At 53.5% G+C, this 13,792-nt stretch carries 14 protein-coding genes; 12 read left to right on the top strand and 2 right to left on the bottom strand.

Annotated features, from left to right (window positions below):
• Positions 1 to 62: 62 nt before the first annotated feature.
• A complete protein-coding gene (adhE, locus tag FE839_RS15290; RefSeq protein ID WP_138361659.1) occupies positions 63 to 2,732 on the bottom strand; it encodes a bifunctional acetaldehyde-CoA/alcohol dehydrogenase in 2,670 nt (889 codons plus the stop codon).
• Between the two features lie 559 nt (positions 2,733 to 3,291).
• Positions 3,292 to 3,843 carry a ribosome biogenesis factor YjgA gene (gene yjgA / locus FE839_RS15285; RefSeq protein WP_138361658.1) on the bottom strand — a complete coding sequence of 184 codons (552 nt, stop codon included), beginning with the start codon at positions 3,841 to 3,843 and terminating at the stop codon, positions 3,292 to 3,294.
• Between the two features lie 94 nt (positions 3,844 to 3,937).
• Between yjgA and pmbA the strand changes: the two genes are divergently transcribed.
• The 12 genes from pmbA (at position 3,938) to FE839_RS15225 (ending at position 13,749) form a co-directional block, all read left to right on the top strand.
• Entirely contained in the window at positions 3,938 to 5,290 is a 1,353-nt protein-coding gene (pmbA, locus tag FE839_RS15280; protein WP_138361657.1) for a metalloprotease PmbA, read from the top strand.
• Between the two features lie 36 nt (positions 5,291 to 5,326).
• Complete coding sequence (gene cybC, locus FE839_RS15275; RefSeq protein ID WP_138361656.1) at positions 5,327 to 5,713, top strand: cytochrome b562; 387 nt, start codon at positions 5,327 to 5,329, stop codon at positions 5,711 to 5,713.
• 278 nt (positions 5,714 to 5,991) lie between these two features.
• The gene (locus tag FE839_RS15270; RefSeq protein WP_138361655.1) at positions 5,992 to 6,330 is read left to right on the top strand and encodes a glycine dehydrogenase; all 339 of its coding nucleotides are present in this window, start codon (positions 5,992 to 5,994) and stop codon (positions 6,328 to 6,330) included.
• Positions 6,331 to 6,339: 9 nt separating this feature from the next.
• Complete coding sequence (locus FE839_RS15265; RefSeq protein ID WP_110276583.1) at positions 6,340 to 6,702, top strand: SFCGS family glycine-rich protein; 363 nt, start codon at positions 6,340 to 6,342, stop codon at positions 6,700 to 6,702.
• Between the two features lie 2 nt (positions 6,703 to 6,704).
• Positions 6,705 to 7,004 carry a DUF4312 family protein gene (locus FE839_RS15260; protein ID WP_138361654.1) on the top strand — a complete coding sequence of 100 codons (300 nt, stop codon included), beginning with the start codon at positions 6,705 to 6,707 and terminating at the stop codon, positions 7,002 to 7,004.
• 21 nt (positions 7,005 to 7,025) lie between these two features.
• Positions 7,026 to 7,802, top strand: coding sequence for a DUF4311 domain-containing protein (locus FE839_RS15255; protein WP_138361653.1), 777 nt, complete (start codon positions 7,026 to 7,028; stop codon positions 7,800 to 7,802).
• Positions 7,803 to 7,814: 12 nt separating this feature from the next.
• Entirely contained in the window at positions 7,815 to 8,459 is a 645-nt protein-coding gene (locus FE839_RS15250) for a DUF4310 family protein (RefSeq protein ID WP_138361652.1), read from the top strand.
• Positions 8,460 to 8,574: 115 nt separating this feature from the next.
• The gene (locus FE839_RS15245; protein WP_138361651.1) at positions 8,575 to 9,708 is read left to right on the top strand and encodes an amidohydrolase/deacetylase family metallohydrolase; all 1,134 of its coding nucleotides are present in this window, start codon (positions 8,575 to 8,577) and stop codon (positions 9,706 to 9,708) included.
• A complete protein-coding gene (locus tag FE839_RS15240; protein WP_138361650.1) occupies positions 9,692 to 10,810 on the top strand; it encodes a DgaE family pyridoxal phosphate-dependent ammonia lyase in 1,119 nt (372 codons plus the stop codon). The genes FE839_RS15245 and FE839_RS15240 overlap by 17 nt, the downstream gene beginning before the upstream one ends.
• Entirely contained in the window at positions 10,807 to 11,547 is a 741-nt protein-coding gene (gene dagF / locus FE839_RS15235) for a 2-dehydro-3-deoxy-phosphogluconate aldolase (protein WP_138361649.1), read from the top strand. The genes FE839_RS15240 and dagF overlap by 4 nt, the downstream gene beginning before the upstream one ends.
• Positions 11,548 to 11,617: 70 nt before the next feature.
• On the top strand, positions 11,618 to 11,863 hold the full coding sequence (locus FE839_RS25135; protein ID WP_138361648.1) for a hypothetical protein: 246 nt from the start codon (positions 11,618 to 11,620) through the stop codon (positions 11,861 to 11,863).
• On the top strand, positions 11,839 to 13,749 hold the full coding sequence (locus tag FE839_RS15225; RefSeq protein ID WP_138361647.1) for a BglG family transcription antiterminator: 1,911 nt from the start codon (positions 11,839 to 11,841) through the stop codon (positions 13,747 to 13,749). The genes FE839_RS25135 and FE839_RS15225 overlap by 25 nt, the downstream gene beginning before the upstream one ends.
• Positions 13,750 to 13,792 lie beyond the last annotated feature (43 nt).

Below are 13,792 nucleotides of genomic sequence, written 5' to 3'. Positions count from 1 at the left end.
CCATGGTTAATTTTCTGCTGCCGGGTCAGGGACTCGTGTGAATCTGTCAGGCGACACAGTTGTTATTTCTCAGTGATGGCCTCCGGTTTGGTGGATTTTTCGGCGGCCGCAACCCGTGGTTTTTCCGTATATTTATTGCCGTAGAAGCTGTCTAACAGCAGTTGTTTTAATTCGGCAATAAGCGGATAGCGTGGGTTCGCTCCGGTACACTGATCGTCGAACGCATCTTCAGACAGCTTGTCTACCTGAGCCAGGAAATCCGCTTCCTGCACGCCCGCTTCGCGGATGGATTTTGGAATACCCAGATCGGCTTTGAGGATCTCCAGCCATGCCAGCAGCTTCTCGATTTTCGCCGCGGTGCGATCGCCCGGCGCGCTCAGGCCGAGGTGGTCGGCAATTTCCGCATAACGACGGCGGGCTTGCGGACGGTCATACTGGCTGAATGCCGTCTGCTTGGTCGGGTTGTCGTTAGCGTTATAACGGATGACGTTGCAGATCATCAGGGCGTTCGCCAGACCGTGAGGAATGTGGAACTGGGAACCCAGTTTATGCGCCATAGAGTGGCACACGCCGAGGAAGGCATTGGCAAAGGCGATCCCGGCGATGGTTGCCGCATTATGGACACGTTCACGGGCCACCGGGTTTTTCGATCCTTCATGATAGGAGGCTGGCAAGTACGCTTTCAGCAGTTTCAGCGCCTGCAGCGCCTGGCCATCGGAATACTCGGACGCCAGTACGGAAACGTAAGCTTCCAGCGCGTGCGTGACCGCATCCAGACCGCCGAAAGCACACAGGGATTTCGGCATGTCCATTACCAGATTTGCATCGACAATCGCCATATCCGGGGTCAGCGCGTAGTCTGCCAGCGGATATTTCTGTCCGGTGGCATCATCGGTCACCACCGCAAATGGCGTCACTTCAGAGCCGGTGCCCGACGTTGTGGTGATGGCGACCATCCGGGCTTTGACGCCCATTTTCGGAAAGGTGTAGATACGTTTACGGATATCCATAAAGCGCAGCGCCAGCTCTTCAAAGTGAGTTTCCGGATGTTCATACATGACCCACATGATTTTTGCCGCATCCATCGGGGAGCCGCCGCCCAGCGCGATGATCACGTCTGGTTTGAAGGAGTTTGCCAGCTCCGCGCCTTTACGCACGATAGTCAGCGTCGGGTCTGCTTCAACTTCAAAGAAAACTTCAGTTTCAACGCCAGCCGCTTTCAGCACGGAGGTGATCTGGTCAGCATAGCCATTGTTAAACAGGAAGCGGTCAGTCACGAGCAGTGCGCGCTTATGGCCATCGCCGATCACTTCCGCCAGGGCGATGGGCAGGGAACCGCGGCGAAAATAGATAGATTTGGGAAGTTTATGCCACAGCATATTTTCAGCTCGCTTAGCCACGGTTTTCTTGTTAATCAAGTGCTTAGGCCCGACGTTTTCCGAGATGGAGTTCCCCCCCCAGGAGCCGCAGCCCAGCGTCAGGGAAGGGGCGAGACTGAAGTTATAGAGATCGCCGATCCCGCCATGGGAGGTCGGGGTATTAATCAGAATGCGTGCGGTTTTCATTTTTTCGCCAAAAGCCATTACCCGGTCTGACTGGTTATCCTGATCGGTATAGAGACAAGAGGTGTGGCCGATACCGCCCATATCCACCAGCTTCACCGCTTTTTTCACGGCGTCGGCAAAATCTTTTGCCCGGTACATCGCCAGCGTCGGCGAAAGCTTCTCATGGGCAAAAGGCTCGCTGTCATCGATAACGTTGACTTCGCCAATTAAAATTTTGGTCTCCACAGGAACGCTGATCCCGGCCATTTCGGCGATTTTAACCGCCGACTGGCCGACAATCGCCGCATTGAGCGCGCCATTTTTTAGCAGAATTCCCTGAACCGCTTTCAGTTCTTTGCCCTGCAGCAGATAGCCGCCGTGGCTGGCAAAGCGCTGGCGAACCGCGTCATAGACGGCATCCACCACCACGACCGACTGTTCGGAGGCGCAGATAACGCCGTTATCGAAGGTTTTTGACATCAGAATAGAGGCCACCGCGCGCTTCACATCGGCAGTTTCATCAATTACCACCGGCGTGTTGCCTGCACCGACGCCAATTGCTGGTTTACCGGAACTGTAAGCGGCTTTCACCATGCCCGGCCCACCGGTCGCGAGGATCAGATTGATATCCGGGTGGTGCATCAGTCGGTTAGATAATTCAACGGTTGGCTCGTTAATCCAGCCAATGATATCCGGCGGCGCACCGGCTTCGACTGCTGCGCGCAGTACGATTTCCGCTGCACGATTAGTGGCATTTTTCGCCCGCGGATGCGGAGAAAAGATGATCCCATTACGGGTTTTTAAGCTAATCAGCGATTTAAAAATGGCGGTGGAGGTCGGGTTGGTGGTGGGAACAATGCCGCAGATCAGCCCGATGGGTTCGGCGATAGTGATCGTGCCGAAGGCTTCATCCTCGCTAAGCACCCCGCAGGTTTTTTCATCTTTATAGGCGTTGTAGATATATTCGGAAGCGAAGTGATTTTTAATGACTTTATCTTCAACGATGCCCATGCCGGACTCGGCGACCGCCATTTTTGCCAGCGGAATACGAGCATCGGCAGCGGCCAGCGCCGCGGCGCGGAATATTTTGTCGACTTTCTCCTGAGGAAAGGTCGCATACGCCTGCTGCGCTTTTCGTACCCGTGCGACCAGGGCGTCGAGATCGTCATTACTGGTTATGAGTGACATAAGTTTTCTCCATAAGGGATTCAATTCTCTTAAGTAAAACGCGTGCCTTAACTGTAATGACGCCAAACCGTCCGCCACTGCAGATGCCTGGTTTTAATTAACAGAACTGACCGATCGGAATGTGCCAACGTGTGATTCGGTTTTTATTCACGCCATAATGAAATTTATTTTTCAATTAGAATAATGAATGAAATACAAAAACCGTTTTGAGAGATGGATCAAAGATAAGCAAACTGCTGAAAAGAGCAGCGCTTTAACAAGCGGACTTTTATGTCGAGATTAATAAAAACAAAGAGATATGTTTATTCTGGATTCGCTGATGAACCTGAAAATGAGGCAATAGTGAGAAAAAGATAAATGATTATGTAAAATAAAAGTTAAATATAAAAGTCATTCAAGATAAAAATGAAACATTTAAACCTTTAAGTGAATAAAATATTCAATTTGCCCTCGACTTCACCGCTGCCAGGGAACATGACTGCGGTTTTACGAGCAGTCACGAATATTCACATCGGCGCCCGGATCGGGCATCGGCCATAATCCGGGAGGTCGGGAAAACTTAGCCTTCGCTCTCGGCCAGTTCACGCAGATACTGGAAGATAAGACGCGCGGACTTCGGCGGCTTGTTGCCTTCTTTCTCTTTTTTGGCGTTACGGATAAGCGAACGTAGCTGCTGACGGTCGGCGTCAGGCCACAGATTCAGTACTTCCGCAACGGCATCGTCACCATTATCAAGCAGACGATCGCGGATCTGTTCAAGTTTATGGAACAGTGCAACTTGCTGATTGTGGCGGTTCTTCAGCTTGTCCAGCGCCTGACGAATCGGTTCCACATCACGATTGCGCAGCAACTTCCCAATTAACTGTAGCTGGCGGCGACGGCCTTCTTTCTTGATTCGCTGGGCGAGTTCAATGGCGTCACGCAAGTCAGTATCCAGCGGGATTTTATCCAGCGCGTTTTTTCCCAGCTCGACCATTTCCGCGCCAAGACGCTTGAGCTCTTCCGCGTCGCGCTTAATTTCACTTTTACTGACCCAGATAATTTCATCGTCTTCATCTTCGACGTCATCACCGGGAACGTCGTCGAGCCAGTCTTTGGGCTGCTTTGTCATTTCAGGTTCCTTAAAAAAGAGGCTAATGTTACCAGTTAAGGCGCGCACTGAAAAACGGTTCTCTGTTAGACTTCAGTTAACTCCTTCTTACATTATGGCATTAGCGATGAAAGTCATCTCTCAAGTTGCACAACAGCGTAAGACGCTGGAAGAGGCCGTGACCACGGCGCTGGAACTGGCGGCAGGCAAATCCGACGGTGCGGAAGTCTCCGTCAGCAAAACGACCGGCATCGGCGTCAGCACCCGCTACGGCGAAGTGGAGAACGTAGAATTTAATAGCGATGGCGCATTAGGCATCACCGTTTATCACCAGAACCGTAAAGGCAGCGCCTCCTCGACGGACCTTAGCCCACAGGCGATTGCCCGCACGGTGCAGGCGGCATTAGATATTGCCCGTTACACCTCGCCCGATCCGTGCGCGGGCGTGGCGGATAAAGCGCTGCTGGCCTTTGAGGCGCCGGATCTCGACCTGTTCCACCCGGCGGACGTTTCCCCGGATGAAGCCATTGAACTGGCATCCCGGGCAGAGCAGGCGGCGCTGAAAGCGGATAAACGCATCAATAATACCGAAGGCGGCAGCTTTAATAGCCACTACGGTATCAAAGTATTCGGCAACAGCCACGGTATGCTGCAAAGCTACTGCTCTACTCGCCATTCACTCTCCAGTTGCGTGATTGCCGAAGAGCAGGGCGATATGGAACGCGATTACGCCTACACACTTGGTCGGGCGATTGACGATCTGCAATCGCCGGAGTGGGTTGGCGAGGAGTGCGCTCGCCGCACGCTGTCACGTCTGTCGCCACGCAAGCTGTCGACGATGAAAGCGCCGGTGATTTTCGCCAGTGAAGTGGCCACCGGGTTGTTTGGTCATCTGGTCGGGGCGATTGCCGGCAGTGCTGTTTATCGTAAATCCACCTTCCTGCTTGATGCTTTGGGTAGCCAGATCCTGCCGGACTGGCTGACCATTGAAGAGCATCCGCATCTGCTGAAAGGGTTGGCTTCCACCCCGTTTGATAGCGAAGGCGTGCGTACCGAACGTCGTGATATCGTTAAAGACGGCGTGCTAACCCAGTGGCTACTGACTAACTATTCTGCCCGTAAGCTGGGGTTAAAAAGTACCGGCCACGCGGGCGGTATCCACAACTGGCGCATCAGCGGCCGCGGTTTGAGTTTTGCAAAGTTGCTTAAAGAGATGGGTACCGGTCTTGTCGTGACGGAACTGATGGGGCAGGGTGTAAGCGGCATCACCGGCGACTACTCACGCGGCGCATCTGGCTTCTGGGTAGAAAACGGCGAAATTCAGTATCCGGTCAGTGAAATCACCATTGCAGGAAATCTGAAAGAAATGTGGCGTAATATCGTGACCATCGGCGACGATATCGAAACGCGCAGCAACATTCAGTGCGGTTCCGTACTGCTGCCGGAGATGAAAATCGCCGGGCAATAATACCTGTTTGCTTAATAATAAAAAAGGAAGTGAGCAATGCGTAAAAAACTGTTAGCGATGCTGGCTGTCTCTGCTTTCGCCCTCGGTTCGGCTTCGGCTTTTGCCGATCTGGGCGAAGATATGGATACCCTCGCCGAGAATCTGCAAGTGGTGCAGAAAACGTCGGATGCCGGCGAACTGAAAGCGGCGCTGAATAAGATGCGTACTGCGGCGGTCGACGCCCAGAAAGAGACGCCGCCCCGGCTGGAAGGTAAAGCCGCCGATAGCGCGGAAATGAAAGATTATCGTCATGGTCTGGATGTGCTGATTGGTCAGATAGACGGAGCGTTGAAGTTCGCTGACGAAGGTAAAATCAAAGAGGCCCGGGCTGCAGCGGAAGAGTTTAAAACCACCCGTAATACTTATCACAAGAAGTACCGCTAATTTCTTTTTTCAGGAGGGCGTTGTGTCCTCCTGCAACGAAAAAGCGTCGTCCCGTCACATTTTTCCGCTTTTCTGTTCCGCTATACCCGCCTTGTTGATGTCTCTATATTGTGATATGCGTCACAATAATATGTAAAAAAGAACATTCTACTCATGTTTATGTGATCAAGATCGCATCAGCCGTCCATCTTTCCACTTCGAAGTGGAAAACAACTCGCTACAAACTCTTTCTCCTCAGTATTAGTTTTATCCCCAGAGATATCAACGGGGAAACGTAAGTGAATAACGGAGCGGTAACAAACGTCTCAGAGGAACAGGCCATGCTCACTGAACAACTGGCCGACAAGATGCTGCAGCAGGTTTTTGCACTATTAAGCCATCGCAACATCGTTCCCAATGACGTGCAGGAGCAAATGCTGACTTCCCACGTGCGGGCGATGGCCCATCGGTCAATCAGCGGCGAGCCGCTGCCGGAAGTGGATGCCAGCCTGTTCGAAGAGATTTCAGACGATTCAATGATATTGGCTCGCGAAGTCGTCGCGCAATTCGGCAATCTGCCAGATGAAGAAGCCTGGCTGCTGTCGGTTCACTTTGAAGTCGCGAAAGACAATTTATAAGGAGAAAAAATGGAACAGATTACCGTCGTTATTGGCGACCGCCTGGGTAAAGGGCAAAAAGTGGCTGCTGGTGCGGAAAAAGCCGGTGCTCGCGCAGTGGTGGTACCTGGCGTTGCTGCGGATATGAAACTGGGCGACATGATGAAGGCCGAGAACGCCACCTTTGGCATCTCTTTCTGCGGCAGCGGCGGAGCGGGAGCGATCACCGCGCAGAATAAACATGGCTACAAAGCAAAATATGGTATGCGCTCCGTTGATGAAGGCGTCACCGCGATCAATGAAGGCTACAACGTGCTGGGTTTCGGCTTTATGGATAAAGAAGAGCTGGGGGAGCGCCTGGTCGAAGCCTGGAAGAAGAAGTATGGCGTGTGAGTATGAAAGAGCAATTCACCGTTACGGTGAGCGTTACCGGCAAAGGCGAGAGCAAAGCGCGGGCCTTTGCCGATGCTCTGAACCATGTACAGGCGATGGTCATGAAAACGTCGCCGCATATCTTACTGCGTATTGAGCCACAGGATGTGGAGGTTGTTTATGCGCGTGAAGCGATACGAAAAGAGGCGTTCTTGTTCATCTTTTTGCGCCGTGAGCGACGGACTTACAGCGTTGAGCTGAATGTTACCGTCACCGTGACGGCCATTAATCTCGATAAAGTGGATTTCGTCACGCAAACCTGATTTTCACCAAAGGGTCAGACTATGTTCCTGATAATTTTAATAAAATCGCTCATTATCGGCGGCCTGGTTGGCGTCGGTGTGGGCGCCGGAGCGGCACGCATGTTTCATGCGCCCACCACGCAAGGGATGGGCGCATTTCGTACATTAGGCGAGCTGAATTCATGTGAAGGCGATCCGGCTTCTCACTTCTCTTTTGGCCTCGGTTTTTTCTTCAACGCCTGGGCTTCTTCTGTCGCAGCAGGCTCCTTCACCCAGGATGTTGACCACCGCATTATTCCGAACTGGGGGGCGGCGGCGCTGATGATCAAAAACCGCAATGTCGGCGAGACGTTGCATGACCCGAAGAGGATGGCGATCGCCTGCGGCATTATTGGCATGATCGTCGTCACCTTCCTGAACCTGACCGCGTCTTCAGTACCTGAAGCGCTACAGGTGACGGCGGTTAAAGTGCTGGTACCCGCGGCAAACTTGCTGGTGAATACCGTGATGCCGGTTATCTTCTGGCTGGCGGCGATTGAGGCCGGGAAAAAATCCGGTTTCTGGGCCACGATTTTTGGCGGCGCGGCGCAGTTGATTATGGGGAATGCGGTTCCAGGTCTGGTGTTGGGGATCTTGATTGGTAAAGGCGTGGAAGAGAGCGGCTGGCACCGCGTCACTAAAGTCATGATGGCGGCGATTATCGCGTTGTTCGTTCTGAGTGGTTTCTTCCGTGGTTTCGATATGAAGATGATTGAATCCTTCCATCTGACCGTGCCGAACTGGCTGGAACTGATCCACAACTCGCTCAGCGGTAAATAACTGGAGCCTCTCATGGAACAAAATAAAGGTTTTTGGTATGCCGACTGGTCGTTCCCGATCTTTGTTGGCTTGCTCTCATCCGGCGTTTTTGCCGGAACGCATATGTACTATCTCTATGGCATTGGCGCGTTTAACGAAGTGGCCTTCGTCGCCATGTTGAAAGCGGGAATTGATACGGGCGCCTACGGCGCGGTAGCGGCTTTCGGTGCCAGTTTTCTGTTCGCCCGAATTATTGAGGGCTCACTGGTAGGGATTCTGGATATCGGTGGGGCGATTCAGACCGGGGTTGGTTTAGGTGTTCCGGCGCTGCTGCTGGGGGCGGGTATTATGTTCCCGGTGACCAACTTTATCGCCTCCCTGGTTACCGGTCTGGTGCTTGGCCTGGTGATTGGCTACATCATCATCCTGGCGCGTAAATTCACCATCAACCAGAGTGACTCCACCTATGGCGCGGATGTAATGATGGGCGCAGGGAACGCCTCCGGCCGCTTTCTTGGGCCGTTGATCATTCTCAGCGCAATGGCTGCCTCTATTCCCATCGGTATCGGTTCTCTTGTTGGCGCGCTGCTGTTCTACATCTGGCAGAAGCCAATCACTGGCGGCGCAATTCTTGGCGCGATGCTACTTGGTTCTATCTTCCCGGTGGCAATTAGCTGATTGACTGATGGTGCTGTGCCGATCAGGCCTACGGATAAGTGATTTTTCGTAGGCCTGATAAGGCATTTAGTCGCTATCCAGGTAAAAGGTTTACCTGGTTTTACAGGAGATGGATATGTTTGATTTACTTCTTCGTCGCGCGCGCCTCGTCGACGATACCCTGACCGATATCGCCATCCGTGACGGGAAAATTGCCGATCTGGGCGATATTAGCGCCCCTGCGCGCAAAACCGTCGAGCTGGGGGGGCGCTATTACGTCAGCGCTGGCTGGATTGATTCCCACGTCCACTGCTATCCGAATTCACCGATTTACCATGATGAACCGGATAGCGTTGGTATTGCCACTGGTGTGACTACGGTGATTGACGCGGGCAGTACCGGTGCGGACGATGTGGATGATTTCTATCAGCTGACCCGTAAAGTATCGACTGACGTTTATGCGCTGCTCAATATTTCCCGCGTCGGGCTGATTGCCCAGAACGAACTGGCCAATATGACCAATATTGATGCCGATGCGGTGAAGCAGGCGGTCAACCGCTACCCGAACTTTATCGTCGGGCTAAAGGCGCGGATGAGCAGCAGCGTGGTAGGGCAAAACGGTATCACGCCGCTGGAACGCGCGAAGGCTCTCCAGCAGGAAAATGGCGGCTTGCCGCTGATGGTGCATATTGGCAACAATCCGCCGGATCTTGAGGAAATCGCCGATCTGCTGACGTCTGGTGACATCATTACCCACTGCTATAACGGCAAGCCCAACCGCATTCTGACGCCATCCGGTGAGCTGAAGAGCTCGATTACCCGCGCCTTACAGCGCGGCGTGCGCCTTGATATCGGTCACGGCACTGCCAGCTTCAGCTTTGAAGTGGCGCGCCGGGCGATTGCTATGGGCATTTTGCCGCATACCATCAGCTCCGATATTTACTGCCGCAATCGTATTGATGGCCCGGTGCGTTCGCTGGCGCTGGTGATGTCGAAATTTCTCGCCATCGGCATGTCCCTGTCGCAGGTCATTGACTGCGTAACGGCCAATGCCGCTGACGGCCTGCATCTGACGCACAAGGGACGGCTGGACGTAGGCTATGACGCGGACCTCACGCTATTTACCCTCGCGCACAGGCCAACGGTGTTGGTAGATGCTGAAAACGACAGCCTTCAGGCTGATAAGATTCTGCTGCCGCTTGCCGCCATTCGTGCGGGCAAGGGCTTTCTGACCGAACAAGGGAGCGCGGAAAATGCCTTCGATTTTTGAGAAATACGGTTTAAAACAGGTGATCAACACCTCCGGTCGTATGACCATTCTCGGCGTCTCCACGCCGCGTCCGGAAGTGGTGGAAGCCGCGATGGCGGGAATGACCCAATATTTCGAGATGAAAGATCTGGTCAATAAAACCGGCGCCTATATTGCGGGATTGCTGGATGTTGAAGGAGCGACCATTGTCTCTTGCGCCTCGGCGGGTATCGCGCAGTCGGTGGCGGCGGTTCTGGTGAAGGACAGCGACTGGCTGCTGGAAAACCTGCATGTGACGCCGATTGCAAACAATGAAATCGTGTTGCCAAAGGGCCATAACGTCAATTTTGGCGCGCCGGTGGGTACCATGGTGGCGCTGGGCGGCGGCAAACTGGTCGAAGCGGGCTACGCCAACGAATGTTCCGCCGAGCAAATGACGGCAGCGATCACGCCACGTACTGCGGCTATTTTGTATATCAAATCCCACCACTGCGTACAGAAAAGCATGCTTAGCGTGGCGCAGGCGGCCGCGGTTGCGCGCATTCATAATCTGCCGCTGATCGTCGACGCCGCGGCGGAAGAGGATCTACAGACCTACTATTACGCCGGTGCGGATCTGGTTATTTACAGCGGCGCGAAGGCTATCGAAGGGCCAACCAGCGGGCTGGTGATCGGTAAAACGAAATATGTCGAGTGGGTAAAACGCCAGGCTAATGGTATTGGTCGGGCGATGAAAGTGGGCAAAGAGGGGATTTTGGGCCTGACCTGCGCTATCGAACACTTCCTGACATCAACCAAAGAGAGCGGGAAAGAGATGGTGGCGAAGATGACGCCGTTTATTAACCAGATTAATACGCTTGATGGCGTGAGCGCGCGGGTGGTCTGGGACAGCGCGGGTCGCGATATCGCGCGCGCTGAAATTAAGTTTGATGAAGCGGTAACCGGGGTGAGCACCGGCGATCTGGTGAATTTGCTGAAGCAAGGCGAATACGCCATCTATTTCCGTGGTTATAAAGCCAATGAAGGCATTATTGAGGCCGATGTGCGCAGCGTAAATTCCCGACAGTTGGAGATTGTCTTCCGTCGCATCGCAGAAGTTCTGAATAAGGAGAAAAAGGCATGAAGTTGACCCCTAATTTTTACCGTGACCGCGTCTGTCTGAACGTGCTGGCCGGCCGCAAAGAGAACGCCAGTGAGATTTACGTCGCGGCGGAAGGCCATGTGCTGGTGGGCGTGCTCTCCAAAAATTATCCGGATGTCGCCAGCGCGGTAGCCGATATGCGCGAATACGCGAAGCGAATTGATAACGCGCTTTCGGTGGGGCTGGGGGCGGGCGATCCTAATCAATCGGCGATGGTCAGCGAGATCTCTCGTCAGGTACAGCCGCAGCACGTCAACCAGGTGTTTACCGGTGTGGCGACCAGTCGCGCGCTGTTGGGGCAGAATCAGACCGTGGTTAATGGCCTGGTGTCGCCCACCGGCACGCCAGGGATGGTGAAGATCTCCACCGGTCCGCTCAGCAGCGGCGCGCCAGATGGCGTCGTTCCGCTGGAAACCGCCATTGCCTTACTGAAGGATATGGGGGGAAGCTCGATCAAATACTTCCCGATGGGCGGTCTGAAGCATCGTGACGAGTTTATTGCGGTAGCTGAAGCGTGCGCCCGCTATGATTTCTGGCTGGAACCGACCGGCGGGATCGATCTGGAAAACTATGGCGAGATCCTGCAGATCGCTCTGGAAGCGGGAGTGAGCAAAATTATCCCTCATATCTATAGTTCTATTATTGATAAAGCCAGCGGTAATACCCGTCCGGCGGACGTGCGTCAGCTGCTGGAGATCACCAAACAATTCGTTAAATAGCGTCGATTAACCCTCTCCTTCAGGGGAGAGGGTGAGGGGATACGCTCCGCCAGGCCATCAGGGAGTCACCATGCTAACCGCTCATTATCTGCTTGTTGCTTTACTGTCTCTGCCTGGAGCCGGCGCTGCCGCACAAACCCTTGACGCTTACAATCCTGACAAAGAAGGTCTGTACCGCTTTATCGTTACGCCAAAGAATGGCAGGCTAATCTTCCCCCTGGACTCCGGCCAGCAGTCCGTTGCAGATGGTGATATCCGCTCAACCTTGAGTCGTAAGAAAAAGGAACTGACATGCGATTTCCCAATCAACGTTTAGCGCAGCTGTTTACTCTGTTGCAAAACGAAACGCTGCCGCAGGAGGAACTGGCGCAGCGGCTGTCGGTTTCTACGCGCACTGTGCGCGCGGATATCACCGCGTTAAACGCGCTGTTGTTGCGTTACGGCGCACAGTTTATTCTTACTCGCGGTAGCGGTTATCAGCTGGTGATTAACGATCCATTGCGCTATCAGGCCCTGAAAGAGAGCGCGCCGAAAACGCAGCACATCCCGCGTACCGCGGCAGATCGTATCCATTTTTTGCTGGTGCGCTTTTTGACATCCGCCTTTTCTATCAAACTGGAGGATTTGGCCGATGTGTGGTTCGTCAGCCGTGCTACCTTGCAGGGGGATATGGCTGATGTCCGCGAGCATTTTCAGCGTTATCAGCTCACCCTGGAAACCCGTCCGCGCCATGGCATGAAGCTTTTCGGTAGTGAAGTCTCTGTTCGCGCCTGTCTGACCGATTTGCTGTGGGAATTAAGTCAGCAGGGACCGCTGAACCCACAGATCTGCGAGGAAGCGTTTGATGTCAGTGTACCGACCTTGCTGGAAGGCGTGTTGCAGGAAACGTTAACCCGCCATCATGTGCGCCTGACGGATGCGGGGGAACGCTTTATCTGCCTGTATGGCGCGGTTGCCGTGCGCCGGGTGAGAGAGGGATATCCGCTGGCGGATTTTTGTGCTGAAGATGTGGAACAAAATGTGCGCGATGCCGCCAGTGAACTGGCCAGTGTGATGCAAAAGTTAGCGGGGAAACCATTTGCACCAGCGGAAGAGGAGTGGCTCTGCGTACACTTTGCCGCTCGTCAGGTGCAGGACGTCGATCCGGGGACAATCAGCGCTGACGACGACGAAGCGTTGGTGAATTACATCCTGCGTTATATCAATCAGCAATATAATTATAATCTGCTGGACGATGCTCAGCTACGCGCGGATTTATTGACCCATATTAAGACCATGATCACCCGCGTACGCTACCAGATAATGATCCCCAACCCATTGCTCGACAACATCAAACAGCACTACCCGATGGCCTGGGATATGACTCTGGCGGCGGTATCCAGTTGGGGAAAATATACTCCCTACGCCATCAGTGAAAATGAGATTGGTTTTCTGGTACTGCATATCGGCGTCGGGCTGGAGCGTCACTATAATATTGGCTACCAGCGTCAGCCGCAGGTGCTGCTGGTATGCGATACCAGCAACGCAATGGTGCGGATGATTGAAGCTATTTTGCAGCGAAAATATCCGCAGTTGCAAATTGCCGCCACGATCTCGCAGCGTGAATATGAACAGCGAAAGGAGGTGACGGAGGATTTCGTTATTTCCACCGTGCGTATCAGCGAAAAAGAGAAACCGGTGGTGACTATCGCCCCATTCCCTACCGATTATCAGCTTGAGCAAATCGGCAAACTGGTGCTGGTGGATCGCACCCGTCCGTGGATGCTGAATAAGTATTTTGATGAAGCCCACTTTCAGGTGGTTTATACCCCATTGGATCAGCAGACGCTGTTTGCCACGCTGTGTCAGCAATTACAGCAGGAGGGATTTGTTGATGCGGAGTTTCATGATTCGGTAGTGGAGAGAGAGGCTATCGTCAGCACGATGCTCGGCGATGGTATCGCGCTGCCGCACGCCCTCGGCCTGCTGGCGAAAAAGACCGTCGTCTACACGGTGATCGCGCCGCACGGCATTGCCTGGGGCGATGAAACTGCGCATATCATTTTCCTGCTTGCCATCAGTAAAAGCGAGTATGAAGAAGCGATGGCGATCTACGATATTTTTGTCACTTTTCTGCGTGAACGCGCGATGGCCCGCCTTGCCGTCACCCGCAGCTTTGATGAGTTTAAAACGGTGGCGATGGAATGCGTCAGCCGATTTTGAGTATCGTTTGCAAGATCCGCACGTCACGTCTACTGAAAAGCAA

Origin of the sequence: Klebsiella indica (genome assembly GCF_005860775.1) — a bacterium.
Classification (GTDB): Bacteria; Pseudomonadota; Gammaproteobacteria; order Enterobacterales; family Enterobacteriaceae; genus Klebsiella; species Klebsiella indica.
Note: the sequence above shows the minus strand (reverse complement) of the source record. Positions and strands in the feature narration are given on the sequence as shown.

Excerpts from the sequence above, each read along its gene's own strand:
- adhE (WP_138361659.1), bottom strand. The coding sequence starts at position 2,732 with ATGTCACTCATAACCAGTAATGACGATCTCGACGCCCTGGTCGCACGG.
- yjgA (WP_138361658.1), bottom strand. The coding sequence starts at position 3,843 with ATGACAAAGCAGCCCAAAGACTGGCTCGACGACGTTCCCGGTGATGAC.
- pmbA (WP_138361657.1), top strand. The coding sequence starts at position 3,938 with ATGGCATTAGCGATGAAAGTCATCTCTCAAGTTGCACAACAGCGTAAG.
- cybC (WP_138361656.1), top strand. The coding sequence starts at position 5,327 with ATGCGTAAAAAACTGTTAGCGATGCTGGCTGTCTCTGCTTTCGCCCTC.
- FE839_RS15265 (WP_110276583.1), top strand. The coding sequence starts at position 6,340 with ATGGAACAGATTACCGTCGTTATTGGCGACCGCCTGGGTAAAGGGCAA.
- FE839_RS15260 (WP_138361654.1), top strand. The coding sequence starts at position 6,705 with ATGAAAGAGCAATTCACCGTTACGGTGAGCGTTACCGGCAAAGGCGAG.
- FE839_RS15255 (WP_138361653.1), top strand. The coding sequence starts at position 7,026 with ATGTTCCTGATAATTTTAATAAAATCGCTCATTATCGGCGGCCTGGTT.
- FE839_RS15250 (WP_138361652.1), top strand. The coding sequence starts at position 7,815 with ATGGAACAAAATAAAGGTTTTTGGTATGCCGACTGGTCGTTCCCGATC.
- FE839_RS15245 (WP_138361651.1), top strand. The coding sequence starts at position 8,575 with ATGTTTGATTTACTTCTTCGTCGCGCGCGCCTCGTCGACGATACCCTG.
- FE839_RS15240 (WP_138361650.1), top strand. The coding sequence starts at position 9,692 with ATGCCTTCGATTTTTGAGAAATACGGTTTAAAACAGGTGATCAACACC.
- dagF (WP_138361649.1), top strand. The coding sequence starts at position 10,807 with ATGAAGTTGACCCCTAATTTTTACCGTGACCGCGTCTGTCTGAACGTG.
- FE839_RS25135 (WP_138361648.1), top strand. The coding sequence starts at position 11,618 with ATGCTAACCGCTCATTATCTGCTTGTTGCTTTACTGTCTCTGCCTGGA.
- FE839_RS15225 (WP_138361647.1), top strand. The coding sequence starts at position 11,839 with ATGCGATTTCCCAATCAACGTTTAGCGCAGCTGTTTACTCTGTTGCAA.